The sequence below is a fragment of the Corynebacterium sp. UMB8791 genome, from assembly GCF_054166365.1.
This window is the reverse complement of record NZ_JBSZCG010000136.1, coordinates 27,117-52,242: the sequence shown is the minus strand read 5'-3', so window position 1 is coordinate 52,242 and position 25,126 is coordinate 27,117. Positions and strand designations below refer to the sequence as shown.

24 protein-coding genes are annotated in these 25,126 nt (G+C 61.9%); 13 read left to right on the top strand and 11 right to left on the bottom strand.

The features are described 5' to 3' along the window. Positions 1 to 11: 11 nt before the first annotated feature. Both ACXIUA_RS09060 and ACXIUA_RS09055 read right to left on the bottom strand, forming a co-directional pair. On the bottom strand, positions 12 to 1,394 hold the full coding sequence (locus ACXIUA_RS09060) for an AIPR family protein (RefSeq protein WP_457976640.1): 1,383 nt from the start codon (positions 1,392 to 1,394) through the stop codon (positions 12 to 14). A 553-nt stretch (positions 1,395 to 1,947) separates the two neighbouring features. Continuing rightward, a complete protein-coding gene (locus ACXIUA_RS09055; protein ID WP_457976639.1) occupies positions 1,948 to 2,334 on the bottom strand; it encodes a hypothetical protein in 387 nt (128 codons plus the stop codon). Between the two features lie 259 nt (positions 2,335 to 2,593). Here ACXIUA_RS09055 and era point away from each other — a divergent pair, with 259 nt between their 5' ends. The 3 genes from era to ACXIUA_RS09040 are packed head-to-tail and all read left to right on the top strand — an operon-like array spanning position 2,594 to position 5,086. Continuing rightward, positions 2,594 to 3,610: a GTPase Era gene (gene era, locus ACXIUA_RS09050; protein ID WP_457976638.1), complete on the top strand. Its 1,017-nt coding sequence runs from the start codon at positions 2,594 to 2,596 to the stop codon at positions 3,608 to 3,610. Further along, the gene (recO, locus tag ACXIUA_RS09045) at positions 3,600 to 4,337 is read left to right on the top strand and encodes a DNA repair protein RecO (protein ID WP_457976637.1); all 738 of its coding nucleotides are present in this window, start codon (positions 3,600 to 3,602) and stop codon (positions 4,335 to 4,337) included. Before era ends, recO begins: the two co-directional genes overlap by 11 nt. 8 nt (positions 4,338 to 4,345) lie before the next feature. Next, on the top strand, positions 4,346 to 5,086 hold the full coding sequence (locus tag ACXIUA_RS09040) for an isoprenyl transferase (protein WP_457976636.1): 741 nt from the start codon (positions 4,346 to 4,348) through the stop codon (positions 5,084 to 5,086). Here the strand turns inward: ACXIUA_RS09040 and ACXIUA_RS09035 are convergent. Beyond that, entirely contained in the window at positions 5,083 to 5,499 is a 417-nt protein-coding gene (locus ACXIUA_RS09035; RefSeq protein ID WP_457976635.1) for a Fur family transcriptional regulator, read from the bottom strand. The two genes, ACXIUA_RS09040 and ACXIUA_RS09035, sit on opposite strands and share 4 nt — an antisense overlap. Before the next feature lie 114 nt (positions 5,500 to 5,613). On the opposite strand from ACXIUA_RS09035, the gene ACXIUA_RS09030 reads away from it, so the two are divergent. Genes ACXIUA_RS09030 through ACXIUA_RS09020 form a run of 3 tightly spaced genes read left to right on the top strand, consistent with a single transcriptional unit; the run spans position 5,614 to position 7,940 of the window. Further along, on the top strand, positions 5,614 to 6,996 hold the full coding sequence (locus tag ACXIUA_RS09030) for a glycine--tRNA ligase (RefSeq protein WP_457976634.1): 1,383 nt from the start codon (positions 5,614 to 5,616) through the stop codon (positions 6,994 to 6,996). 12 nt (positions 6,997 to 7,008) lie between these two features. Beyond that, positions 7,009 to 7,515, top strand: a complete 507-nt coding sequence (locus tag ACXIUA_RS09025) for a hypothetical protein (RefSeq protein ID WP_457976633.1) — start codon at positions 7,009 to 7,011, stop codon at positions 7,513 to 7,515. Next, positions 7,515 to 7,940 (top strand): hypothetical protein, encoded by a 426-nt coding sequence (locus ACXIUA_RS09020; protein ID WP_457976632.1) that lies wholly within the window; start codon positions 7,515 to 7,517, stop codon positions 7,938 to 7,940. The genes ACXIUA_RS09025 and ACXIUA_RS09020 overlap by 1 nt, the downstream gene beginning before the upstream one ends. A 13-nt stretch (positions 7,941 to 7,953) precedes the next feature. Here the strand turns inward: ACXIUA_RS09020 and ACXIUA_RS09015 are convergent, their stop codons facing one another. Then, positions 7,954 to 9,978, bottom strand: a complete 2,025-nt coding sequence (locus ACXIUA_RS09015) for a TPM domain-containing protein (protein ID WP_457976631.1) — start codon at positions 9,976 to 9,978, stop codon at positions 7,954 to 7,956. A gap of 4 nt (positions 9,979 to 9,982) precedes the next feature. Here ACXIUA_RS09015 and ACXIUA_RS09010 point away from each other — a divergent pair, with 4 nt between their 5' ends. Then, a complete protein-coding gene (locus ACXIUA_RS09010) occupies positions 9,983 to 11,296 on the top strand; it encodes a deoxyguanosinetriphosphate triphosphohydrolase (protein ID WP_457976630.1) in 1,314 nt (437 codons plus the stop codon). A 119-nt stretch (positions 11,297 to 11,415) separates the two neighbouring features. On the opposite strand, the gene ACXIUA_RS09005 is transcribed toward ACXIUA_RS09010, so the two are convergent. From ACXIUA_RS09005 to ACXIUA_RS08985, 5 genes are all read right to left on the bottom strand, one after another. Continuing rightward, positions 11,416 to 12,357 (bottom strand): ArsA family ATPase, encoded by a 942-nt coding sequence (locus ACXIUA_RS09005; protein ID WP_457976629.1) that lies wholly within the window; start codon positions 12,355 to 12,357, stop codon positions 11,416 to 11,418. Then, positions 12,348 to 12,611 (bottom strand): cory-CC-star protein, encoded by a 264-nt coding sequence (locus ACXIUA_RS09000; RefSeq protein ID WP_252931288.1) that lies wholly within the window; start codon positions 12,609 to 12,611, stop codon positions 12,348 to 12,350. Before ACXIUA_RS09000 ends, ACXIUA_RS09005 begins: the two co-directional genes overlap by 10 nt. Then, positions 12,595 to 14,289, bottom strand: coding sequence for a carbon starvation CstA family protein (locus ACXIUA_RS08995; protein WP_457976628.1), 1,695 nt, complete (start codon positions 14,287 to 14,289; stop codon positions 12,595 to 12,597). The genes ACXIUA_RS09000 and ACXIUA_RS08995 overlap by 17 nt, the downstream gene beginning before the upstream one ends. A 249-nt stretch (positions 14,290 to 14,538) precedes the next feature. Further along, the gene (locus tag ACXIUA_RS08990; RefSeq protein ID WP_457976627.1) at positions 14,539 to 15,540 is read right to left on the bottom strand and encodes a hypothetical protein; all 1,002 of its coding nucleotides are present in this window, start codon (positions 15,538 to 15,540) and stop codon (positions 14,539 to 14,541) included. A 70-nt stretch (positions 15,541 to 15,610) separates the two neighbouring features. Continuing rightward, positions 15,611 to 16,006 (bottom strand): ribonuclease domain-containing protein, encoded by a 396-nt coding sequence (locus ACXIUA_RS08985; protein ID WP_457976626.1) that lies wholly within the window; start codon positions 16,004 to 16,006, stop codon positions 15,611 to 15,613. A gap of 155 nt (positions 16,007 to 16,161) precedes the next feature. Between ACXIUA_RS08985 and ACXIUA_RS08980 the strand changes: the two genes are divergently transcribed. Both ACXIUA_RS08980 and dnaG read left to right on the top strand, forming a co-directional pair. After that, positions 16,162 to 18,291 (top strand): hypothetical protein, encoded by a 2,130-nt coding sequence (locus tag ACXIUA_RS08980; protein WP_457976625.1) that lies wholly within the window; start codon positions 16,162 to 16,164, stop codon positions 18,289 to 18,291. A gap of 49 nt (positions 18,292 to 18,340) precedes the next feature. Continuing rightward, positions 18,341 to 20,251, top strand: a complete 1,911-nt coding sequence (gene dnaG / locus ACXIUA_RS08975; RefSeq protein ID WP_457976624.1) for a DNA primase — start codon at positions 18,341 to 18,343, stop codon at positions 20,249 to 20,251. Here dnaG and ACXIUA_RS08970 read toward each other — a convergent pair. Further along, positions 20,248 to 20,847: a MazG nucleotide pyrophosphohydrolase domain-containing protein gene (locus ACXIUA_RS08970; protein WP_457976623.1), complete on the bottom strand. Its 600-nt coding sequence runs from the start codon at positions 20,845 to 20,847 to the stop codon at positions 20,248 to 20,250. The genes dnaG and ACXIUA_RS08970 overlap by 4 nt on opposite strands. A gap of 20 nt (positions 20,848 to 20,867) precedes the next feature. Here ACXIUA_RS08970 and ACXIUA_RS08965 point away from each other — a divergent pair, with 20 nt between their 5' ends. Together ACXIUA_RS08965 and ACXIUA_RS08960 are read left to right on the top strand one after the other, a co-directional pair. Next, the gene (locus ACXIUA_RS08965) at positions 20,868 to 21,521 is read left to right on the top strand and encodes an 8-oxoguanine DNA glycosylase OGG fold protein (protein ID WP_457976622.1); all 654 of its coding nucleotides are present in this window, start codon (positions 20,868 to 20,870) and stop codon (positions 21,519 to 21,521) included. 9 nt (positions 21,522 to 21,530) lie between these two features. Further along, complete coding sequence (locus ACXIUA_RS08960; RefSeq protein ID WP_457976621.1) at positions 21,531 to 21,995, top strand: hypothetical protein; 465 nt, start codon at positions 21,531 to 21,533, stop codon at positions 21,993 to 21,995. 244 nt (positions 21,996 to 22,239) lie between these two features. Here ACXIUA_RS08960 and ACXIUA_RS08955 read toward each other — a convergent pair whose 3' ends face one another. Then, positions 22,240 to 22,668 carry a hypothetical protein gene (locus ACXIUA_RS08955; protein ID WP_457976620.1) on the bottom strand — a complete coding sequence of 143 codons (429 nt, stop codon included), beginning with the start codon at positions 22,666 to 22,668 and terminating at the stop codon, positions 22,240 to 22,242. Positions 22,669 to 22,788: 120 nt separating this feature from the next. On the opposite strand from ACXIUA_RS08955, the gene ACXIUA_RS08950 reads away from it, so the two are divergent. Together ACXIUA_RS08950 and eno are read left to right on the top strand one after the other, a co-directional pair. Next, complete coding sequence (locus ACXIUA_RS08950; RefSeq protein WP_457976619.1) at positions 22,789 to 23,601, top strand: lytic transglycosylase domain-containing protein; 813 nt, start codon at positions 22,789 to 22,791, stop codon at positions 23,599 to 23,601. A gap of 239 nt (positions 23,602 to 23,840) precedes the next feature. Continuing rightward, positions 23,841 to 25,115: a phosphopyruvate hydratase gene (eno, locus tag ACXIUA_RS08945; RefSeq protein ID WP_457976618.1), complete on the top strand. Its 1,275-nt coding sequence runs from the start codon at positions 23,841 to 23,843 to the stop codon at positions 25,113 to 25,115. Positions 25,116 to 25,126: the final 11 nt, after the last annotated feature.

Genomic DNA, 25,126 nt, shown 5'->3' with positions numbered 1-25,126 from the left:
AGCAGCCGGGCTTAGCCGAGCATCCTCTCAAGCACCAGGTTGCGCGCTTTATCGTAAGCCGCATTGTATGCAGCAGTGTTTTTTCCCACAGTAGTTGGATTCCAATTGGCCATCTCGATGATTGGCCTCACCGCAGCAATGATGCTCTCAAGGTTGCTCTTGTTGGCGAAGAATTCGACTGGATCAACGAGCCAGGTGAGCGCTTTGCTTTCCTTGTCTGCTCTAATGAGGGCGCGAAGACTGAATACAACAGGGTTGAGGAAACCTGTCGGTGGAACTTCATGCTCAATGACTTCATTAGAGTACAGCGTCGCTGTTTTGCCCTTTGACGCCTTTTTGACAGCTCCGATGCGCCCAAAAGCGCCACCCGTCGCGTTATAAGCGTCCTTGTAGCCCTTGTAGATAATGTCATGGCATTCTAGAACCTGGGTAGTCATGGCGAAAGCGGAATCGATGTAGGTGTCAAGGACAACGTAGCTCTTTCCGTCATCTGTCTTCTCGGCAGCGCCAGGCGCTTCAAGAAGCTTTGTGAAACGTGATAATGCTTCGGCCTTGCTGGAGTAGGCGGACGTAGCTGGCAGTGGTTGTACGTTATAGTCCTCGAGCGTAGGCACTTCGGATAGTGCTACCCACGTCAGCGACACTAATAAGCGCGGATCAACACGCTTGTTGTCATTCGTACTCCATGTAACTTCCTCTGCAAAAGCTTGCGGCAATGAGGCCTTGAGGTAGTCAAAGACACCACTTTGGTTCGCAATAGCATCGGCGGCCAATTGGGCATTTTGGTTACGGTTAGCACAGATGCTCAAGATCAGGTTGTTAAATTCATTAACCCCTGTATCTTCCTGACTGTCTGTACGAGGTGAAACGATCTCGACTGGGATGCGCGTTTCAAGCAGGGGGTCGTCTCCGTCGCGCTTGAACGCCTCAATGTCGCGTAGGTGCTTCTGCCAGCATTCCTTGAGCTGATCCCAGTACTTAAGCTTTCGCAACGTGGTCTCGGAGATGCCGATAGCGGAAAGTACAGCTAGTGCAATAGCCATGAGGTTATGGCCACCATCAAGAACACCTTCACGTTCCTCATCGTTAAAGTGCAACTGGTAGCGGCTGCGGTCACGCTCCTCGACCTCTGAGCAGCCAATCAGCAGGCCTTTGGAGAAGTACGGCATCATCTCTGGGGACGTCTGGAGCGTCTCGAGAATCTCTTTCGTGATAGATGTCTGCTTGGGACGTCGTGGGTTGGCAAGTAGCTCTTCTTGGGCGATCAGGTCGATCAGAGCTTGCGTTTTGACGGTGCCCTGCAGGCGACGAAGTGGGCCAATATTGGCGTCGTTGACGTTTTCAATGCGCAGAACTGCGGTGCGGCCAGAGGTGTTGAAATTGTCAAAAGACATATGAATTTTCCTTTCGGACGTAGTTGGCTCGATCGTGTGTTTACACAAGGGGGACCGAACGTTGTCGTCCGATATAGGAAATCCACAAGACTTTCCAGCCAAGGTATCCACCAGCCCATCCGGGCTAGTCCCGTTTATCGAGATGCGAAGCCTGGTTGCTTTGCACATGAACTAATCTAACGCATCACAAGCAGATTGTCAATATTCTATTTTGTTATTTGCATCACATTATAGAACTGTTTATCGCTTTGCTGTTTACGATGGGCGCGATCACGGGATCACTCACGAGCAGAGGGGCAGCATTGCCTTTATGTACCTGCTCTGGCCTGTCTTTTCGGATCTAGCGTCGATGTGAGCCTCTCTTTGCATTATGGTGCTTTGCCACTGCTTAAACACCTGCGGGTTAACCATGACTTGATCCTTCCTCTGTTAAGTCTCCAGCGTCGCTTTGAAGCTCTGATACTGATATAAAAGTCTTCGTGAAAGAAAAAGCCCTAAAAGACTTCACGGCCTAACGGCCGGGGAACCGTATATTGCTTACAGTATGAGACCCCTAAACGGTTGGTAGTTCCCCAGACTCTTTAAGCACCGCCATGTGGCGAGCCACGGTAGCCCGCGGTAGTCCAGTTTCGTCCTGTATCTCTTTCCAGGACGGAAACAGGTCTGTTTCAATCCAATATGAGGTAACGAACTGTCCAACCCGTTGCCGGTTGTTTAGGCGCTGCATTTTCTTTCGCTTGTGTGTCTTCTCAAGCTTTTCTCGTTGTACTTGTGCGTATTCACCGTTGGGGTCTGTTTTCCAGCGTTCAGCAGTTTTCCCGCCTCGACGGCCCATGATTGCCAAGGCCTTGCGTTCGGTTGTCGTCGCACGCTGCGCACTCCACGACTCACCATTTGAAGCCTTGGCATGTGTTACATAGCCACGTACACGCCTAGCCATGCGTGGAAGATGAGCTCAATGACACACCGCGGGTGGTGTTGGGTGGTCGGCGTCCGCGTGCAATGATGGAAGAACTATTAGCCCGTGGTGTATTCACCGCATGACAGGGTCATCGCTCGGTCGCGCATTTTCGCCCAGCCCGGCCGATTTTCACTGACCGGCATCGCGCGCTTTTAATACCTCGACCGGAACGCAAACAGCGACAACGCGAACAGCAGCAACGCAGCACCTGCAAGCGCACAGGGTAGACTTCTGCACTATGAGCGAAAACTTCCCGGAGTTCCCGGACTTGTCCAACGCACCAGCAGACGCAAACGCGAACACCGACGCGAACCCAGTGCCAAGCACCACCGACTACGCGGGCTTCACAAAGACCCCGGAGGGGTTCCGGTCCGGCTTTGTGAGTTTTGTGGGCAGGCCGAATACGGGCAAGTCGACGCTGATGAATGCGTTGGTGGGGGAGAAGATTGCGATTATGGCGGATCAGCCGGAGACGACGCGTCGTCCGATTCGTGGGGTGGTGAATCGGGAGGATGCGCAGGTGATTGTGGTGGATACGCCGGGGGTGCACCGGCCGAGGACGTTGTTGGGGCAGCGGCTGAATGAGATCGTGAAGGATACGTACCAGGATGTGGACGTGATTGGGTTTACGGTGCCTGCGGATGAGAAGTTGGGGCCGGGGGATCGCTACATTTTGGAGGAGATTCGGGCGGCGAAGCCGAAGACGCCGATTGTGGGCATCGTGACGAAGTTGGACAAGGTGCCGAAGGACGTGGTGGGGGAGCGTCTGTTGGAGATGCACGAGTACTTGGGTAAGGACGTGGAGTTGGTGCCGGTGTCTGCGAAGGACCGGGTGCAGCTGGACGTGCTGTTGGATGTGCTGGTGAGCAAGCTTCCGGAGGGGCCGCGGTTTTATCCGGTTGATCAGGTGACGGATGAGGGCGTCGAGGCGCGGATTGAGGAGTTGATTCGTGAGGAGGCGCTGAGTGGTTTGCGTGAGGAGTTGCCGCACTCGGTGGCGGTGCAGATTGATGAGATGCATCCGGATCCGGAGCGCCCGGATCGGATGATGATTTATGCGGTGATGTTTTTGGAGCGGCCTGGCCAGAAGCGGATTATTGAGGGGCCTGGTGGGCGTCGTTTGAGTGGGATTGTGCACCGTTCGCGGAAGCAGATTATGGAGCTTGTGGGCCAGAACGTCTACTTGGATGTGCGCCTGAAGGTGTTGAAGAACTGGCAGGAGGACCCGAAGGCGTTGGGGCGTCTTGGCTTCTAGGAGAGGTCGCGGGGCGGGGAGGCCGTCGTGGCGTGATCGTGCGTTTGTGGTGCGCACGTACGATTTCGGGGAGGCGGATCGCGTTGTTGTGTTGTTGACGCGCGATCATGGCTTGGTGCGGGGTGTGGCGAAGGGGGTGCGCAAGGCGCGGTCGCGGTTCGGGTCGCGCTTGCAGCCGTTCGTCGAGGTGGATGTGCAGGTTTATCCGGGCAGAGGCTTATCGACGATCACTAGCGCCGATACCGTCGCGTTTTATGGTCACGCGATCATTGATGACTTCGATAGGTACGCGGCGGGTTGCGCGATGTTGGAGGCTGCGGAGAAGCTGTCCTTTGATCAGGGGGATCCGGAGTTATTTGTGCTGCTGCAGGAGGGCTTCGAGCGTCTGCAGTCGCCGACGCACCCGACCTTGGTGTTGGACGCGTTCTTGTTGAAGGCGGCGGCGCACGCGGGCTGGAAGATGAGCCTGTTTAACTGCGCGAACTGTCAGGCGCCGGGGCCGCATAAGGCGTTTCACGCGGCGGCGGGTGGCGCGGTGTGCACGCTGTGCAGGCCGCCGGGGGCGATGGATGTGGACCCGGAGGTGCTGCATTCGATGTGGCTGTTGGAGCACGATCATGTGTGTTCGGAGGAGTTCGCGGAGCAGGTGCACCGGGCGACGTCTGCTCACCTGCAGTTTTATTTGGGGGCGGGGTTAACAAGTTTGCGAGTGATGAAGCAGGCATAATGTTTCCCATGAGCAGACCGCAGATTTCCCCGGAGTTTATTCCTCGTCATATTGCGTTGGTGATGGACGGTAATGGTAGGTGGGCACAGGAGCGCGGCATGAAGCGCACGGAAGGCCACAAGCGTGGTGAGGCGGTGCTGCTGGACTGCGTGGATGCCTGCATTGAGATGGGGTCGGTGGAGTGGCTGTCGGCGTACGCGTTCTCGACGGAGAACTGGCGCCGCGCGGCCTCGGAGGTGCGGTTCATCATGGGCTTTTCGCGCGATGTGTTGCACCGCCAGCGCGAGGAGCTGCACGAGAAGAATGTGCGCATTGTGTGGGCGGGTCGCCGCCCGCGCCTGTGGCGCTCGGTGCTTCGCGAGCTCGAGGCCGCTGAGGAACTCACGCAGGACAACACGGGGCTGACGCTGGCGATGTGCATTAATTACGGTGGTCGCGCCGAAATTATCGACGGTGCCCGCCAGCTTGCCAAGGACGCCCGGGACGGCAAGATTACGCCTGGGGATATTACGGAGAAGACGTTCGCGAAGTATATGTATCGCCCGGATATGCCGGACGTGGACCTGTTCTTGCGCCCGAGTGGGGAGAAGCGGACGTCGAACTTCTTGTTGTGGCAGTCGGCGTACGCGGAGATGGTCTACCAGGATAAGCTTTTCCCTGACTTCACTAAAGACGACATGTTTGACGCCGTCTACGAGTATGCGAAGCGTGACAGGAGGTTCGGAGGGGCCGTCGATAAGTTTGATTAGGCCTGGCAGTCGCTGCAGACGCCGTAGATTTCGGCCTCGTGGGCGACGAGCGTGAAACCGTGCTCTTTGGCGGTGGCCTCAGCCCAGGACTCGACGGGGCCACCCTCGATCTCCTCGCTGGTGCCGCACTTGACGCACACGAGGTGATGGTGGTGGTGCTCAGTGAGGCAGTGCCGGTAGAGGGTTTCGCCATCTGGGCTTTGGATAACGTCGACGGCGCCGATCTCCGCGAGCCCCTGCAACGTGCGGTAGACGGTGGTGAGCCCGACTTGCTCGTTGCGGTCGAGCAGCGCCGCGTGGATGTCTTTGGCGGGGCTGAACTTGTCAATGTCTTTCAGCGCGTCCACGACGGCCTGGCGCTGGCGGGTCATGCGCGGGCCGAGTTTCCTGACGGGGTTATTCGAGCTTGGCATAGTGCGTCCCAGAGTAGCGGACGGCGCCAATGTGGTGGGGTAGATGCTAAGTGTCTGGGGGATTGGCTACACTAAGCGGGTAGTTTTTGCATCACCCATATATGAGGAGTGTTCATGTCAGCCAGCAAGATCGATACCGTTGTTAACCTTTGCAAGCGCCGTGGCCTTGTGTACCCGGCCGGTGAAATTTACGGCGGTACGCGTTCTGCATGGGACTACGGTCCGCTCGGTGTCGAGCTGAAGGAAAACATTAAGCGCCAGTGGTGGAAGCACATGGTGCAGTCCAGGAAGGACACGGTCGGCGTGGATACGTCGATTATCCTGCCGCGTCAGGTGTGGGAGGCTTCGGGCCACGTGGAGGTGTTCACGGACCCGCTGGTGGAGTCGCTGTACACCAACAAGCGCTACCGCGCTGACCACCTGCTGGAGGCCTACGAGGAGAAGCACGGCCACCCACCAGTAAACGGCTTGGCTGACATCAAGGACCCGGAGACGGGCCAGCCGGGCAACTGGACTGAGCCACGTGAGTTCTCGGGCCTGATGAAGACGTACCTCGGCCCGGTCGACGACAAGGAGGGCCTGCACTACATGCGCCCGGAGACGGCGCAGGGCATCTTCGTGAACTTCAAGAATGTGATGACGTCCGCGCGTCTGAAGCCGCCGTTCGGCATCGCCAACATTGGTAAGTCCTTCCGCAACGAGATCACGCCGGGCAACTTCATTTTCCGTACCCGCGAGTTTGAGCAGATGGAGATGGAGTTCTTCGTCAAGCCGGGTGAGGACGAAGAGTGGCACCAGTACTGGATTGATAACCGCCTGCAGTGGTACATCGACCTGGGCATTAACCCGGAAAACCTGCGTCTGTACGAGCACCCGAAGGAGAAGCTGTCGCACTACTCGAAGCGCACCGTCGACATCGAGTACGCCTACAACTTCACAGGCTCCAAGTGGGGCGAGCTCGAAGGCATCGCGAACCGCACGGACTACGACCTGCGCACGCACTCCGAGAAGTCCGGCGAGGACCTGTCCTACTTCGACCAGGCCGCCAACGAACGCTGGACGCCGTACTGCATCGAGCCAGCCGCTGGCCTTGGCCGTGCGATGATGGCCTTCCTTGTCGACGCCTACCATGAGGAAGAGGCCCCGAACGCCAAGGGTGGCACGGATACCCGCGTGGTGCTGAAGCTGGATCGCCGCCTGGCGCCGGTGAAGGTTGCTGTGCTGCCGCTGTCCAAGAAGTCCGAGCTTGCCGAGCCCGCTGAGGAGCTTGCCGCGAAGCTGCGCCAGCACTGGAACGTAGACTACGACACCTCTGGCGCGATTGGCCGTCGCTACCGCCGCCAGGACGAGACCGGTACGCCGTTCTGCGTGACCTTCGACTTCGACTCGCTTGAGGATGGCGCCGTGACCGTCCGCGAGCGTGACACGATGGAGCAGGAGCGCGTCAAGATCGACGAGCTCGAGGCATACCTGGCTACCCGCCTAATCGGCTGCTAGGAGGCACTCGCCATGCATTACGTAAGCTGGGACCGCTCGCAGCGCGACGCCCCGAAGCTGTTGGCTGAGGCCGGCCCGGAGGTACTCGGCGAGTTCACACACGAGTCCGCAACGGTGGGCGGGCAGCAGTGGGACCTGCTGGTCGCCCCTGAGTCCGGCGCGGTGGCGAAGTGTAACGGTGAGACAGTGGTGGAAGCCACCGCTTCCTTGGCGCGCGCGAAGGAGATCCCTGTGCATATCGGGGAGCGCTCCTACGTGCTGGTCAACGAGTGGGGCAAGAACTGGGTGGTCAACGACGCCGCCGGCGAGAAGGTCGCGCAGTTCACCCAGGACCACAACGGGGTGCGCAAGGCAATCCTCGAGTTCGAGGGCGAGACCACCCTGCCTGACACTGACGTGGCGGGGTTGGCGTGGGTAAGCCGCGAGGTCTTGGAGGCGAAGAAGCTCGGGATTTCGAATGCGCTGATCGGCACGCTGTTGCTGTTCTCGGCAGTTATCGTGCTGGTGATGTTCCTCTAATGACCACGTTGTGGTGGCGCGGTGCGGCGCTCGAAGGAACCGATGCGGCGGTGGCAACCGTGGAGGGCGCCACGATCACCGCGGACGGCCACCGCATCACCATGGTGTCGACGTCCCCCGCGTCGCTGCGCGCAGTCGACGAGCGCGGCCAGCGCTACCTGCTGCGCAAGACCAGTCTGACCGTGGCGCGCTACACCGCCGAATGCGGCGGCAGGCCGTACACGGTGCGCAGAACCCGGGGGCGCCGCCGCGACATTATCGACGCCCGCGGCATCACCGTCGCGACAACAAACGGCCACCTCAACGGGGAGTTAGAGGTGACCGTGCTGGGGGACTGCGCTTCCGAGGCGCTTGTGGGGGACCTGCTGTTTATAACGTGGGCGCTCACGTACGTGGATACGCCCACGCGTAGGCTGCGTTACTAGGGCTACTAGCCGGTTAGAAAGTGCCGCCGCGGGTGTTCATCCCGCCGCCACCGCCGCCACCGGAGAAGCCGCCGCCTCCACCGAATCCTCCGCCCCCGAAGCCGCCCCCGCGGTTGCCGCCGCCGGACAGGATCGAGCCCCACAGCACGGCCTGCGCCATGGAGTTCGCGGTATCGCGGGCTTGGGCGCGGCGGTACTGATCCAGATCGTCCTTTGCAGCCTGGATTGCGCGGCGCGCGGTGGTCGTTGCTTGGCGGGCGTACTCGATGGCCTCACGAGTGTTGCTGGTGCGGCGCTGCTGGGCCTCCGCGTACTCGCGCTGCGCCTGGGCCAGCAGGGTGCGCGGCTGCGAGCTGATAATCCTGCCGCGGGAACGAATCATGTCCTCCGCGGACTGGATCTGGGTGGTGGCCACCTGCATCTGCTGGTCGAACATGGTCAGGGCCCGTGACTGGTCGTGGGCGGCGCCCTCGGCGCGTTCGATTTCGGCGTCGAGCTGGGCGTCCACGTCGCTCAAGTCGGCGTACAGGCTCAGTGGGTCGGTGGTGTCGCGGTCGCCGATGTTTGCGATCGCTTTGCGGGCGGTCGCGGTGACGCGGTCGAGGGCAGCCACGTCGATGTCGGCACCCTGCGCGCGTGCACCCTTGAGCTGGGCGATCTGCTCGATCTCGTCGCGGATTTCCTGGATCAGCGACGAGAGGTTCTCCTTCGCTGTCCGGATGTTCGCGTCGGCGTGCTCGATGGCTGACAGGTTGTGGTCGGAAAGCTCGACGGCGCGGGTGGCGGCGGAGAGGACGTCGAGAAGCGGACCTTGCTCACCGGCCGGGCGTGCGGCGAGCCCGCGGGCCTTGTCAAGCTGGGCCTCGGCCTCGTCGAGGGACTCGGCGGCGAGCTCAACGTTGCCGTCGATGGAGTGCAGCATTTGTGCGGGGTACTGCTCGCGCAGCGCGGCGAGCTGCTGCTTCGCAGGCTCCAGGCGGGAACGCAGATCGACGGTGCGCTGCATGACCTTCTCGATCTCCTCCGGCGCGCGCATCAGTACACCGCGCATCGAGTTGAACTCCTCCGTCTTCGCACGAAGCGACGCCTCAGCGGTGCGGGCAGACGTAATGATGTCGATGAGCATGGCGCGGCGTTCCGGCTCGGTCTCCGGGATGGCGTCGTGCAGCGCCTGCTGGGTGCGAAACGCGCGCTGCAAGGCGGTGGTCGCCGAGTTCATCGCGGCAGTAAACGGCCGCACGCGGTCCGCGCCGAACTCGGAGGTAGCCAGGCGCAGCTCCTCCTGACCCTGCTGTACGGATTCGTCAGCGGTGACGAGCGTCTCCTGCGCCACCGCGTCCAGGGTGGCGGTAGGCAGGCGGTTCAACGAATCCGCATCGCCGGGTGCCAGCTCGCGTGCCGACGCCACCTGTGCCTCCCGGTGCTGCTTGTTCTTACGACGCGACACAGCCCAGTACCCGCCACCAGCAACCGCGGCGAGCCCGGCACCGCCAGCAATCAGGCCGGTTGCCTCGCCACCACCTGAACCCGAACCAGTGCCACTCGAGCCCGCGCCTGAGCTGCCGGCCGCCTCAACCGCGGCCAACGCCGCCCCCGACCAATCGCTTTGCACCAACCTCGCGTACGCAGCCTGGTCAATCGCGTCCGCCTCCGCTGACGACCACTGCTCGCCAGTGGTCACGCTGTACGCGCGCTCATTCGGAGAAATCGCGATGACTGCCGTGTTAGGCCCATTGGCCCGCACAGCGTCCTCCGTCCACTGCGACGGCGGCGTGCCCGCAAAAGAATCGAGGAACACCACCCGCACCGAGCGACCCTTCTGCGCGCTGACCTGCGCGATAGCGTCCTCAACCTGGGAGACCTCCCCAGCGGTCAGGACGCCAGCTTCGTCGGTGACTGGCGTCGTCAACAAGCTGGGCTGAAGTGCCAGCACAGACACGGACGGCGCTGCAGCCTGCGCCACCGGAGCGACGGCCAGCAACGCGCCCCCAACAAACAGCGGGGCAGCGGCCAAGAGACGGTAATTGCGCTTAGTCATGCCAATGAGGGTAGTCGCTCATACAGAAACGTGCCGGAAACGTTTACGCTCAGAAGGCGTGTACACCTATAACGCCGCAGACGTCGAACGCCGCGCCCCCGAAGCCCCCAAAGGGGCCCAAACCGCGCCCCACGCAGACACCCGCGACGCCTTCGCCCGCGACCGCGCCCGCGTTCTCCACTCCGCCGCGCTACGACGCCTCGCCGACAAAACCCAAGTCGTCGGACCCCGCGACGGCGACACACCACGCACACGCCTGACCCACTCGCTGGAAGTCGCGCAGATCGCACGCGGTATCGGCACCGGACTCGGCCTCCACCCCGACTTGTGCGAAATGGCCGGCCTCACCCACGACATCGGCCACCCGCCCTACGGCCACAACGGCGAAAACGCCCTCAACGAAGCCGCGCCCTGCGGCTTCGAAGGCAACGCGCAAACCCTGCGCATCCTCGCGCGCCTTGAACCAAAAATAATTATCGACGCCACCACCTACGGCCTCAACCTCACCCGCGCCAGCCTCGACGCCGCCACCAAATACCCGTGGACCCGCACCAACCCCGACGGCTCCACCAACCGTAAATACTCCGCCTACGACGAAGACGCCGCCATACTCGCCTGGGCACGCGCCGGACACACCGACAACCGCCCACCCATGGAAGCCCAAGTCATGGACTTTTCCGACGACATCGCCTACTCCGTCCACGACGTCGAGGACGGCATCGTCTCCTCCCGCGTGTCCCTCCAAGTCCTTTGGGACTTCGTCGAGCTCGCCGCCCTCGCCGAGAAAGGTGCCGCCGCGTTCGGCGGCACGGCCGACTCCCTCATCGACGCCGCTGACCGCCTCCGCGCCCTGCCAGCCATCGCCGCAGCCGCCGACTTCGACTTCACCCTCCAGTCCTGGACCCAACTCAAAGCGCTGACCTCACAGCTGGTGGGGCGCTACGTCGGCGGGGTCACGCAGGCCACGCTCACCGACGAAGCAAACAACGTGCTGGGCAGACAGCACGGCAACCTCGTGGTCCCGCCCGACGTGGAGGCAGAGGTCCGTCTCCTCAAAACGGTGGCCGTGCTCTACGTGATGGACGAGCCCGCGCACCTCGCTCGCCAGGATCGGCAGCGCGACCGCATCTTCCACGTCCACGAGTACCTGCGCGCCGGCGCGCCGGGCACCCTGGACACAATGTTCCAGCAGTGGTTCGAGGCCGCCGAGACGGATTTGGAGCGCGAGCGCGTCATCGTGGACCAGATCGCTTCGATGACGGAGTCGCGCCTGGAGCGCACGGCGAAGAAGGCCGCCGCCTTCGACGGCTTCTACTAGAGGTATGCCTCACGAGATTATTCGGGAAATCGTGAACAAAATTGCAATTTTTGTGACTCAGGGCACAAGCAAATCTGTTCACAAAATCCCGACTCCGCTCGAGACAACACCTTCTACCTCTACGCGGAGAGGAAACCAGCGATCTGCTCGAGCGCATCCCGCGTGCCAATTTCGCCAGGAAGCCACGGAAGCTCAAGGATCGGCACTGGCAGGTCCAGCAGCTCCAGCGCTCGCGCTTCCACCTCGCGGCGTCCCGCCAAAAAAGAGCCGGCCTCATCTGGCGTGCAGCGGTTCACCACGGCCCCGCCGACGTGCACGCCGTGGGACGTGAGCTCCTCGTAGAACTCCATCGACTCCATGACCGGCAGGCGCTCCGCGGTCAGCACGATGTGGAAGACGCACTGGGCGGGATCGGTGAGGACAGTGCGCAGGCGCTCGAACTTGCGGCGGCGCTTCAGTAGCGTGGAGCGGATCTGCTGATTGCGGCGGTCGACGGGGGAGCCGCTGTTCCCGGAAGTGCCGCCCATCCCGCGGACGAGCTCGCTGAACTTGTCTGACTTGTCGCGCCGGGCCAAGAGGCCGTCGGTGTAGGCGGCCATGACCTCGGGGAGTGCCATGAGGCGGGAGGTGTGGCCGGAGGGGGCGGTGTCGAAGATAATGTGGTCGTAGTCGCCGCGCTCTGCGACAAGGTCCGCGATGCGCTCGAGGAGTGCGGCCTCGTGCATGCCGGGGGAGTGCCGTGACATCTCCAGGTGGCGGTCCACTTCGCGGTGGAGGCGTTCGGGCATCATGGCGCGCATCGATTCGCCGACCGCGCGCAGGTGCTGTGAAGTAATGGTTGCCGGGTCGAGCTCGATGGCGTGGAGGTTCGGTTCGAGGGCGGTGGGGGCGTCGTGAAGCGAGGTGTTCCAAATGTGCCCGAGGTTGTGTGCGGGGTCCGTCGAAACTAAGAGGACGCGGCGGCCGTGCGCGGCGAGGCGCACGGCTGTGGCGGCGGAGATGGTCGTTTTGCCGACGCCACCTTTCCCGCCGAAGAACATGACTGGGGCGTCTAGCAACATGAGATTCCGTCGAGTGGTGAGTGTTCCATGCCCATGCGGGTGTGCCAGGCGTGGAAGTCGTCGTAAAGCAGGGGGAGGAGTTCGAGTGTGTAGTAGCTGGCGGGGTTCGGGATGCCGAGCATTTCGGAGGCGACCAGCAGGGTGAACAGGTCGTCCTCCTCGCGTGCGGCGCGGGCGAATTCGCGGCGGTAGGGCGCCTGGTAGAACTCGCTGAGGCCCGCGCCGAGCGCGGCCAGCTTACTGCGCAGGCTCATGGACCGGCGTGTCCTCCCAGTCGACGGCTGGCTCGCGGCGCGCCTTGCTGATCGCGGTGATCGCCTCAACGATGACCCAGATCGCGCAGATAATAATGACGACGTCGATCGCCAGCAGCAGCCAGTTGCCTGCCTCGAAGAGGGTGCGCAGCTGCAGCACCGCCGCCCACAGTGACATGAGCGTCACGAACGCCAGCGGGATCAGCAGTGGCAGCGTCGGGCGACGCAGCCTGGTCAGGATGACCACCAGGACTGCCAGGGTCAGCCCGGCCATCAGCTGGTTCGTGGTGCCGAACAGCGGCCAGATGATCATGCCGCCGGAGCCGTCCAGGCCCGTCGAGAACGTCAGGCCAAGCGCAGCACCAACCGCGATGATCGTGGCTGCCAGGCCGGAGAGCTTCACTCCCATAATCTGGCCGATCTCGCCGACGACCATGCGCTGCAGACGCACACCAGAGTCCATCGTGGTCGCAGCGAAGAGGACAGCCATGGTGGCCAGGATGGTGGCCGACAGGGACGTCGGGATGCCCAGGCCCTGGTTCATCAACGCACCGCCGCCTTCGACGAAGGCGTTGACGCCACCGGCGTTCCACTCGTTGTACACGTTCTCCCAATCCGCGATCGTCTTGTAGCCGCCCGTCGTCGCCACAATCGTGCCGAGGGCCAGCAGGCCCTCACCAACCGCACCGAAGTACCCGACGAAGCGTGTGTCCGTCTCCTTATCCAACTGCTTCGCCGACGTACCCGAAGCAACAATGCCGTGGAAGCCAGACACCGCACCACACGCAATCGTCACGAAGAGCAGCGGGAAGATACTCGGCGTGCCCTCCGGCACCGCCTCATTAATCGACGGCGCCACAATCTCCGGACGCACAATAAAGAACGAAGCGTACAGAATAATCAGACCAACAAACAGCTGCAGCCCATTGATGTAATCACGCGGCTGCAACAGCACCCACACCGGCAGCATCGACGCAATGAACGCGTACACGAACAGCAAAATGATCCAGATACCGCGGTCCGGAATACCCATCACCGTCTCCGGCAGCGCGAGCGGCACGCGGTCACCAATCACCATCAGCGCGTACAGCGCCACAACACCAACCACCGACACCAGCGGCAGATTCCACTTCAGGCGGTAAATCGCCTGCCCAATCAACACCGCCACCAGGATCGCGCCCCACGTCGGAATCACCGCCGACGGCGTCGCAATCAGCAGGTTCGAAATCACCACCGCGAACGCAGTATTCACCATCAGCAGCAGCAGGAAAATCACCACGAGGAAGAGATTGCGCCCACGCGCGCCGATGTAGCGCCCAGACAACGTGCCAATCGACTGCCCTTTATGCCTTTGCGACGCCCACAACGCCCCCAAGTCGTGCATCCCCGCAAAGAACACCGTTCCCAAGGTCACCCACAGGAATGCGGGCAGCCAACCCCAAATCACAGCGACTGCCGGGCCGATAATCGGCGCGGCGCCCGCCACGGAAGTGAAGTGGTGGCCCCACAGCACGTACTTGTTGGTGGGCACGTAGTCCACACCGTCTTCCATAGTGTGCGCCGGGGTCTCGTAGCTCTCAGAGAGCTTATAGACCCGCTGGCCCAGGAACTTTGAATAGAGCAGGTACCCGGTGAGCAGCATCGCCAGCCCGATGAGTACGAGGAAGAGCGAGTTCATGCGGTCGCCTTTCTGTCAGTGTCTTGAGTCACAACTGCGGAAAGTATGCCACACCTCACAGCTCATTTCCGGCGTTTTCTGAACTCTCCTGGAGGTTCTCGTCGGCGACGGCTCGCGTGGGGTGGGGATATGCCTCGCGAGATTGTTCGGAAAATCGTGAATAGAATTGCGCATTTTGTGACTCCAACCACACGCAATTTTGTTCACAAATTCCCGACTCCGCTCGAGAGCACACATGCCACCCCAAAATCACCACGCAGGAAGAAGGCCTTCGGGCCGCTCATCGTCGGGGAATCTGCTAATCCTTGCGATGTAGGCTTCAATGCTTGCGTCGCGTGGGGAGCTGTCAGCATATTGCAGTGGTTCTCGCGGGCCCCGGCAGATGTCGCAATGCGGGCGGCCTCGGTAGGTGGCGCGCACGGTGTCGGCGATGAGGTTGATCGTGCCGCGGAGGTCTCGGTGGAGTGCTTCCACGGGGACGTGCAATGTGCGGACCCAGCTGGTTTCGGTGGGGGCGCAGTGGTCGTCGAAAAGTGGGGCGTCGGTGAGTGCGAGGGCGAAGTGGGTGCCGTACATGACGCGGTGCGGTTGGGTGTGCCAGTAGTGCGCGGGGAGTGCGTGGTGGGAGAGGAGGGCGGTGGCGAGATAGCTGAGCTCGGGCGCGATTGGGTGGTGGGTGGCGCGCTCCCAGCAGAGTTGGAGGGTGTTGCGGTCGCGTTGGCGGGGCAGGGCCCAGATGGCTGCGGTGATGGTGTCCTCGTGGCCGCCGATGTGTTTGAGGTGGTTGAGGACGGGGTAGAGCTGCGCGCGTGGCTCCCATTTGAAGATGCCCGCGATGGTTTCGGGCAGGGGTGCGACGCGGATTCCGGCGATGGTGTCGGTGGTGTGGAGGATTTGGCGTCGATAGTGGAGGCCGGGGCGCCATTTGCTGCGGGTGATGGAGGTGCCGTTGGGCAGCGCGACTTCGGTGAGTTCGGGCTGTCGGCCGAGGTGCGGCACGGGGAGGCGGTGGAGGCGCGCGGCGGTGCGCCCAACGATGGCGGCTTTGCGGTTTTCGCGGCCGTGGATGAGAGCTCGTGCGATGCGGCGGGTGTCGGGGTCAAGCGTGCCCCACCACCGCTTTTCGACGGCCCCATACCTCCCAATCTGCACCATAGTCCCGCTCGCGACGGCCTGTTTGTGCCGCTGAGCTAGTACTGTGCGTCCCCGAAGGCTGTGAATGTGTGCGTTGAGCGCTGCGAATTCCCCCATGCGTTGGCAGTGTAGCAATTTTGTTCACAATTCCCCGAGTGTGCTCGAGACGCCACCTTCCCCCAGTTGGTTACCTCGACTGCACCTCGCAGAAGGTGTCGTAGTGGTTGTCGGTGTAGTACCACTCGTCGACGACGCCGTCGGCTCCGCCGCCGGTCACGATGCGCCGAAGTCCGCGGTGGTGGACGCCCGGCGTGTCCACGGTGTATTCGCGGTAGTAGCCGAGTGGCTCCTCGGGGAGGGTGCGCTCGTAATTGCCGAAGCGCGAGTCGTCCTCCGGGTGTGGGTAGGGTCCGCCGGATTCGATGAGGTTGATGGTGTCCCAGGCCTCTGCAGGGAGGTTCGGGCAGGAGGTGGGGTCTCCCGACGCGGCGCCCTCGTCCTTGTTGGGCAGGAACGTGTTGATCAGGAGCGCCGCGGCGACAACGACGGCGCCGACGGCGGTGTTCTTCGATTTTCGGCTCACGCTGAGTCATTGTGGCACAGGCTCCGCAGAACAGTTAGGAACTGCCTTGCAGAAGTCGTAGTGGAAGCTGTGTATTTGTTGTAGGCTGCTTTCAACAATTGAAAAGACTTTGGCTTTGCGCTGGTTGCGGAGCTATTCGCTGTAAAGGGGAACTCATGAGAAGAAATGTGAGGGGCTGGCGTCGCGCGACCGTTGCGGTGGGTGTGTCGTTGGCATTGGGGGCGGGCTCGATGACCGCTCCGGTTCAGGCTGCGCCAAGTGAGCCTGAGTTTGGTTCGAGTGTGGAGGATCCGTATGCGGCAGGTGTGCAGCTGCCGAAGATGCAGCCGTTGCGGATTGGGAATGTCGTCTTGCCTGGGGAGCTGGTCGGTGTTGCCTCAGTGCTTGGGTTGTTGGCGATTATCGCGACGATTGCAGCAACGGTGACGAAGGCCCAGGGCGGGCAGGGCGGATCCTCGAGTGGTGAGGGGAGCTCGCGGTTGGGGTTGAAGCCGGATGAGTACCGGGCGGATAACGGGGCCGTCTATAAGGTGAATTCGCAGGCCCGGAACTTTTCGACGCAGCAAGCCACAGCACTGTTCCCGAGAGGCGCCGGGCAGATCGGTTCGACTCTCGAACTGAGCAAGCAGGCATTCGAGCAGTTGCACCTCCGCGAGGGCGACGTGCTTTCGATCCCGCCGAGCGCGAAGTTCCCGGGGGCGGCGATGGCGAAGATCGTCAAGGTTGAAGAAGGGGCGACCGCCGTCACGGTGGAGACGAAGCCTGCGATCCTGGATGACATCATTGAGTACACGAAGGGTGATGTGAAGTTCCAGGGCCGCCTGATGACTGCCGAGCCGATGACGATCATCGACCCAGTGACTGGCGCGCAGATCAATGCGATGCCGACCGCGGATTCCGAAAAGGAAGCAAAGCTTGAGCTTACAGCTGATCTGAAGAAGCTTGCGGAATCGAAGAGGCTGGTGAAGAAGGATGCCTTGTCGAAAGCGGAACTCACTGGTGGTGTCAGCGTGAGCCCAGAGTTGGGCATCAATAAGGAAGCTGTCGAGAAAGAGGCAGATAAGAGCTTTGAGCTCAAGACGAAGATTTACACCAAGTTCGAGGTAAAGACTGGGTCAAAGATTGACGTGGGCGAAGACTTGGGTAAGGCGGCGGAGGAGTACTTGCAGAAGCGGTTTGGCAAGAAGCGACCTTGGCTGTTCCCAGTGGGACCGGTGTGGGTGTATATGGACACTGGTGTTGAGCCAACGTTTGAACTTGAACTGTCAGCTGAGCGGGCCAGGAGCTTCTCATTAGAAGCTTCGAAGGAGGGCGTTATCGGGTTTAAGTATGACGCAGATAGTCGGAGTTTGAAACAAATCTCCCGTGAAGCTTCCCCGGGGACGTTCAAACCAGAATTTAGCGAGGTTGAGAGCACGTTAACCGCACGGCTTGAGCCCGGTGTGCAGGCTACCGCAGCTTTGTGGAAGACATTTAATGGCGCGCTTGGCGCAAGTCTGGCGGGTCAGGCCGACCGAAAGAACGACACATGCACTGGGTCGTTGGCCCTGAACGCGCCAAAGGGTGAGATCACTGTGGAATCGCCACTCGGTGGAGTACTCGGCGGTTGGTCCAAGATGGAGTTCTTGAGCCTGGAACTGACTAGTGAATTGGTGAAGAAGGAGTGGGACCTTGGCTGCGGTAAAGACCCAGACACGGGCAAGGACCCAGGCAAGAACAAGGATCAGGACAAGGGTAAGGATCAACCCCAGCACACACCCGATATTTCGGCCGACCTAAAGCACAAGATGCTAAACATGAAAATTCCGGCGGTGTGCGGACATTATGGTGGACGCCTTATTAACGGGCGCCTGGAGGAGTCTGCTGTCCGGTATAAGTATGGGTTTGTAGACATTAATACCCGCATCGGGGAATCATTCGACGAGCCATTAGGCGTCAATGCGAAGTGGCTCAACGTCGATGGGAAGGATCGCATTCTGCTGGTAGCGCAGTGCTATGCAGGAGGCACTGCTTGGCCACAGAGCCTCTTCCTGCTGGACGAAAACCTCAATTTTGTAGAAACCGGACCTTACGGGAATGGCCTCACCATTGAGCCACAGCGACCAGAGGCGCGCAGGCCGTTCTACGTCTTCGAAACGGAAGGCGACAAGGTCATGCTCAAGTACGGCGCGGCCGATGAGCGCGACGCGATGGCCGCACCGTCGCTGATCATCGAGGGCACGTACCGTGTTGACGGCCAGCGGCTTGTGCCGGTCGGTACGCCGCGTGTGGAGAAATTGTTCTAGGAGCGGTACGCACATCCTGAATGTCGGAGCCGGGGGTTAGGATGTGCGTATGGCTAGGGGCAGAATTCCGGATAGTGACATTGAGGCTATTCGTGAGCGGGCGGCGATCGAGGACATCGTTGGCGAGTACGTGCAGCTCAAACCGGCTGGGTACGACTCGTTGAAGGGCTTGAGCCCGTTTAAGGATGAGAAGACGCCGTCCTTCCACGTGCGTCCGGCGCGTGGCTACTACCACTGCTTTTCTACGGGCAAGGGCGGGGATGTCTTTTCCTTCTTGATGGAGATGGAGCAGATGTCCTTCCCGGAGGCGGTGGAGGCGGTTGCTCAGGAGATCGGCTACCACATCAATTACCAGGGCGGGACGACTGGTGGGCGTGATGTGAAGCCGGGGACTCGCGCGCGCCTGTTGGCGGTGAATAAGGCGGCGCACGAGTTTTACCGTGAGCAGTTGGAGACCCCGGAGGCGGAAGTCGGTAGGAATTTCTTGCTGGAGCGCGGGTTTTCGAAGGAGCTGATTTATCACTTCGAGTGCGGGTACGCCCCGGATGGTTGGGATACGTTGACGAAGCACTTGCTTCGCAAGGGTTTCGACGCCCAGGAGCTCCAGGATGCCGGGATTTCGAGTATGGGGCGTCGTGGGCCGATTGATAAGTTTCGGCGCCGCCTGATTTGGCCGATTAAGGACGTGGCCGGCAACGTGATCGGGTTCGGGGCTCGTAAGCTCTTCGAGGATGACCCGATGGGTAAGTACATGAACACCGCGGACACGATGTTGTACCACAAGTCCAAGGTGCTTTTCGGGCTGGATTTGGCGAAGAAGCACATCGCTACGGATCACCAGACGGTGGTGGTGGAGGGCTACACGGACGTGATGGCGATGCACGCCGCTGGGGTGAAGACGGCGGTGGCGTCGTGTGGTACGGCGTTCGGGAAGGACCACATGGCGGTGATTCGCCGCCTCATGCTGGATGACAACTATTTCCGCGGCGAGCTGATTTACACGTTCGACGGCGACGAGGCTGGCCAGAAAGCGGCGATGCGTGCGTTCCAGGGGGACCAGCAGTTTTCAGGGCAGTCGTTTGTGGCAGTCGCCCCCGAGGGGCTGGATCCTTGCGACCTGCGCCTTGAGCGTGGGGATTCCGCGTTGCGGGACTTGGTGGCGTCGAGAATCCCGATTTTTGAGTTCGTGATTGAGTCCCTGCTGAAGGACTATTCGCTGGACACGGCGGAGGGGCGCTTGCAGGCGTTGCGACGCACCGTCCCCGTCGTCGCCGGTATCAGAGACAAGGTGCTGCAGACGGAGTACGCACGCAGGCTCGCCGGCTGGGTGGGCTGGCCGAACCCGGACGAGGTGCTCCAGCAGGTCCGCGAGGAGGCCCGTCGGCCGAAGAAGCAGCAGCGCACCTGGCAGAAACCACAGCGCCAGCAGCAGGCCGCGCCGGGCCAGCCGCCCGCGTTGGTGCCGCCGAACCCGCAGGATCCGCTGCTGTGGCCGCAGCGCGAGGCGCTCAAGATTGCGCTGCAGTACCCGGAGAAGGCCGGCAGCTATTTTGAGGGCATTTCGCCGGAGGCGTTTACCAACCCGGCGTATCGCCAGGTGCGTGACGCGATCGAGAAGGCTGGCGGGGTGACGGGCGCGCACGTGGGCCCGCAGTTTTTGGCGAAGGTGGCGCAGGAGATGCTGGACCTGGTGGGCCGCAATTTCGTTTCAGAGTTGGCGGTTGAGCCGATGCACCCGGACGACATTGACCGCTACGTGGACTCGGTGCTGTCTCGCCTGCAGGAGACCCGCGTGGGGGATCAGATTGCGCTGCTGAAAGCGCAGCTGCAGCGCATGCGTCCTTCCGACGACGAGGCCGCCTACAACGCACTGTTTTCCGACTTGGTGGCGTTGGAGCAGGCGCGTCGGGAGCTCAACGACCGCGCCTTACGCGGCGGAGCGTACGGGCCGCAAGGCTAGTTGCCCTTGGCTTTGGCCTCCTGCCACAGGCGGTCTTGGGTTTCGGCGTCGATGGTGCCGGTGCTGCCGTCGAAAAGGTAGGGGGAGCGCGCCTTCATCTTATCGACGAACCCCTGCGCCACCTCCGCGAACCCGAACGCGCCGCGCTCTGCCGCGATTTCGGCGTGGAAGAGGACCTGCAAAAGGACGTCGGAAAGCTCTTTGCGCAGGGCTTCGTCGCCCTCGTTGTCGGTGATGGCGGCGGCGAGCTCCTCGGTTTCCTCGTGGAGGTAGGGCAGCAGCGTTTCGTGCGTCATGGAGCGCTCCCACTGCCCGCGCGTGCGCGCCGCGTGCATGACGGATACTGCCTGGTGGACGGGGTCCTCGAGCGAGGGCACCCGCTCGACGTGCTCACCCTTCGCGATGCGGTCGCGCACCACCTCGTCGTCCTCGTTCGTGGTGAGGAGCCAGGGGGAGGGGCCGTCGGGGGCGTCGGCAAGGTCCCACCGCACGGAGACGGGCACTTCCATGGTGAACTCCACTGGTCCGCGGATGCGCTGCGCTACCGAAACGGGCAGCATGTCGGGCCAGCGAGGGTCAAGCACGAGGATGGTCATAGTGTGTAACAATAGTCCGCATGACAAACCAGATTGCAGAAGCCATCAAGGCCGTTTCCCCAACCGCGGAAGCCGTCGCGCAAGAAACCGTCAGCTTTTCCCCGATCCGCTGGAAGACCGGCTGGCCGCACAACCTGCGCCGCGTCCCACCCTTCCGCGACGACGCCACCGCGACGCTGACCCGCCGCGAAGTCTTCGCTTTCGCGCAGGATGTGGCGGATTCCGAGTTCGCCCGCGACCAGATCATCGACTTTTTGGGCGCGTCCTTCGCGTTCCAGGGCGGCAAGAACGCGCAGGCGCAGTTGAAGCTGCAGCAGTTCCTGCGCAACAAGGGCAAGGCGAACGCACTGCTGCAGGCGCTGCGTAAGGTCGGCTCCGGGGAGCTCACGCCGGTCCAGCAGTACGAGACCGTCGTGGCTACCGGCCTGCCTGCGAAGTTCGCCTCCGGCCTGATCTATTTCCTGGCCGGCCCACAGGAAGCGGCCGACGAGAAGCCGCTCATCATCTGCTCCAACCGCGCGAAAGGTGCTGGCCTGGACGTAACCAGCGACTGGTCCGCCGATGAATACGGCACCTACCTGGCAGCCATCAAGGCCGGGCGCGATGAGCACGCCCCCGAGCTGCCACTCGACGCGGTAGAATTCGCGTTACGTGAGCACGCCCGCCAAGGATAGGAGACCATCATGAAGGCGCGTACAACGGTTCTTGCTGGACTTACACTGAGCTGCGTGGCGCTAGCCGGGTGTTCGACAGGGAAGTCGACGGACCTGGGCTTCGCAGCCGCCGCGCAGGAGGGCGCACCGTTTACGGTGTCGCAGGTTGTCGGCGAGCAGGCCGAGCGCGCCTACCTCTTCTGCCCGTACACGGACAAGGCGCAGGCTGAGGCCCTGGGCTTCGACCCCGACGATGTCTACAGCATCAACGACAACTCGCAGCGCTGGGAGACCTGGAGTGGCATAGGCGTCATCTTCAGCGATGATCGCACACCCGCCATCGAGTGGTTCGACCCCTCAATTATCGACGCCTGCCCCGGCGCCACCACCGGCGATGAGCTCGATGTGAACGCCCCGATTGCCCCCACCGTCGAGCCCGTTGAGTTCGCGGGCGACGAAGGCCCGACCGACGTGATCAAGTTGGTGGTGGAGTAGGGGCTTCTTTGGGGATTGTGCGATAGCGGGGTGCGCACCACATTCCCTCACAACATTCCCTCACAGGTTTTGTCCGACCTGGGCTTTTGCCGCGCTCGCCGGTCGGAATCGTGGAATGTGGTGCGCGTGCTGCTTGAACTGACACCAAATTCCCTCCCGGGCTTTGCGTGACCTGGGGAAACGCAAAAGTCGGCGAAGAAAAACGGGAATTTGGTGCGCAAGCCACGGGGCGAGCGCCTAATACCTAGCGTGCCAGGAGCTGGCCCAGGTCCAGGTTGGAGGACAGCTGCTGCAGCTGTGGCGGGATGGAGTTCTGGGAGCTGCCGAGGAGCTTCGCCCAGTCCTGAACCGGGTCCGGCTTCACGATGCCGCACTCAAGCGCACGGTCCGCAACTGCCTGGACGGTGCTGCCGGACATGACGCGAAGGGCGATGGAGTCGCCGATCTTGCCGTTGAGGTTGTTGACCAGCTGCTGGCGGGTGGTGTCCTTGTCTGCGACGCCGGTGCCGTTGAGGGTGACGCGGAGGGTGCTGCAGTTCATGGTTTTGACGTTGCCGTTGACCAGCTGCAGCAGCGAAGTTGCATCCTGTGCTTGTGCTGCCGGTGCGACGAGGCCTGCCAGGCTGGTCAGGGCTGCGAGGCCGACGGTTGCGATGCGGGTGGAAAGACGCATGGAGTGCTCACTTTCGGTTGTATGTAGGTGCTTGAGAATGGAACGGAATACACCATACCTGTTACTGGAGTGACTGGAGTGAAAATTGGGGATTCCGGGGGTAGTGTAGGATCTTCTGCCATGACGTTTTCTGGCCGTCCCGGCAGGCGTGCGCGCGGGTGTGGGTGTGTGGCGCTGCTTGTCGTTGTCGGCGCGGTGGTGATGGTTGTCGCGCTTGTGGCCTTCCTACTCAGCGCGCTCGGCGACCCGGAGCAGTTCGTGCGGCGCGAGCCGGTCCCGGAAGACGTACCCCCTGCCGCTGCCATGCCACCGCCAACTATCGACGTCCACGCGCCCGGCCGAACCGCCAACGAGCTCCATGCGTGGGCCGCCCCCATCGCGAAGGAGATCGGGGTAGACCCGCAGGCGGTGCGTGCCTACGGTAACGCCGCGCTGATCGCGGCGGAAGCCTGGCCGGCCTGCAATCTGCAGTGGAATACGCTCGCTGGCATCGGTTGGGTGGAGACCCGCCACGGCACCTATACGGGCAAGAAGTTTGATGCCAGTCGCCTCGACGGCAATGGGGTGGCGCAACCGCCGATCGTTGGCCCGGCGCTCGACGGCACGGGCAACTTTGCGCTCATTACGGACACGGACGGCGGCACCCTCGACGGCGACACCGAGTTCGACCGCGCGGTAGGGCCGATGCAGTTCATTCCCGGCTCGTGGGCGATCTACGGCCGCGACGCCGACGGCGATGGGGTGGCAAACCCCCAGCAAATTGACGACGCCGCCCTGAGCGCCGCGAACCTCCTCTGTGCGAACGGGCGTGACCTGTCCACGGCGGAGGGGTGGTCGGATGCGGTGCTGACGTATAACCGCTCGCGCGAGTACCTCCACAACGTTCGCGATGCCGCCGCGAACTACGCGCTCACCCAGCGCGCCACCCGGTAGCGGGAAGCGGCAAGCCGATAAAAGCCACAAAAGTGGGCGAAACCGGGCATGGGCAAAAAGTTTGACCAAGATCACATTTCGAATGGTGTGACCTTAAATTGCGTGGTTGTGAGCCTATCGCTGCACGGAAACTCAGGGAAAGCGCGAGTGTGACGAACACCAACAAGCATTTTTTGTTGCGATCTGGAACAATCGGTAACGGAAATTTGGTTTGGCCAATCTCAAGGAGATGAACTGTAGTGGCTGATATTATGCACGTCTTTGCTCGTGAAATTTTGGACTCTCGCGGTAACCCAACCGTTGAGGCTGAGGTTTTCCTCGACGATGGTGCGCACGGCATTGCGGGTGTTCCTTCCGGTGCGTCCACTGGCGCACACGAGGCGCACGAGCTGCGTGACGGTGGCGATCGCTACGGCGGCAAGGGTGTCCAGAAGGCTGTCAAGAACGTCAACGAGGAGATCGCTGACGCACTGGCTGGCATCGAGGCTGACGATCAGCGTCTGCTCGACAAGGCAATGATTGAGCTCGACGGCACGGACAACAAGTCCCGCCTCGGCGCGAACGCGATCCTGGGCGTGTCCATCGCTGCGGCGAAGGCTGCTGCTGAATCCGCTGGTCTGCCGCTGTACCGCTACATTGGCGGCCCGAACGCTCACATCCTGCCTGTTCCGATGATGAACATCGTCAACGGTGGCGAGCACGCTGACTCCGGCGTTGATGTCCAGGAGTTCATGATTGCTCCGCTGAGCGCTGAGTCCTTCGCTGAGGCTCTGCGCATGGGTGCAGAGGTCTACCACTCCCTGAAGTCCGTTATTAACGCAAAGGGCCTCTCCACCGGCCTTGGCGACGAGGGCGGCTTCGCTCCTTCCGTCGACTCCACCCGCGCAGCGCTTGACCTGATCGTTGAGGCAATCGAGAAGGCTGGCTTCAAGCCAGGCGAGGACGTCGCACTTGCTCTTGACGTTGCTTCCTCCGAGTTCTTCGAGGACGGCGTATACAAGTTCGAGGGCGGCGAGCACACCGCTGAGGAGATGGCCAAGGTCTACGAGGAGCTCATCGCTGAGTACCCGATCGTCTCCATCGAGGACCCACTGCAGGAAGATGACTGGGAGGGCTACGCAAACCTGACCAAGACCATCGGCGACAAGGTCCAGATTGTTGGCGACGACTTCTTCGTCACCAACCCTGAGCGCCTCGCACGCGGCATCAAGGAGCACGCTGCGAACGCCCTGCTGGTGAAGGTCAACCAGATCGGTACCCTGACCGAGACCTTCGACGCTGTGGACATGGCTCACCGCGCTGGCTACCGCACCATGATGTCCCACCGCTCCGGCGAGACCGAGGACACCACCATTGCGGATCTCGCAGTGGCTCTGGGCTGCGGCCAGATCAAGACTGGTGCACCGGCTCGTTCCGAGCGCGTTGCGAAGTACAACCAGCTGCTGCGCATCGAGCAGGAGCTCGGCGACGCCGCTGTTTACGCTGGTCGTTCCGCATTCCCACGCTTCAAGTAATCGCTTGATTC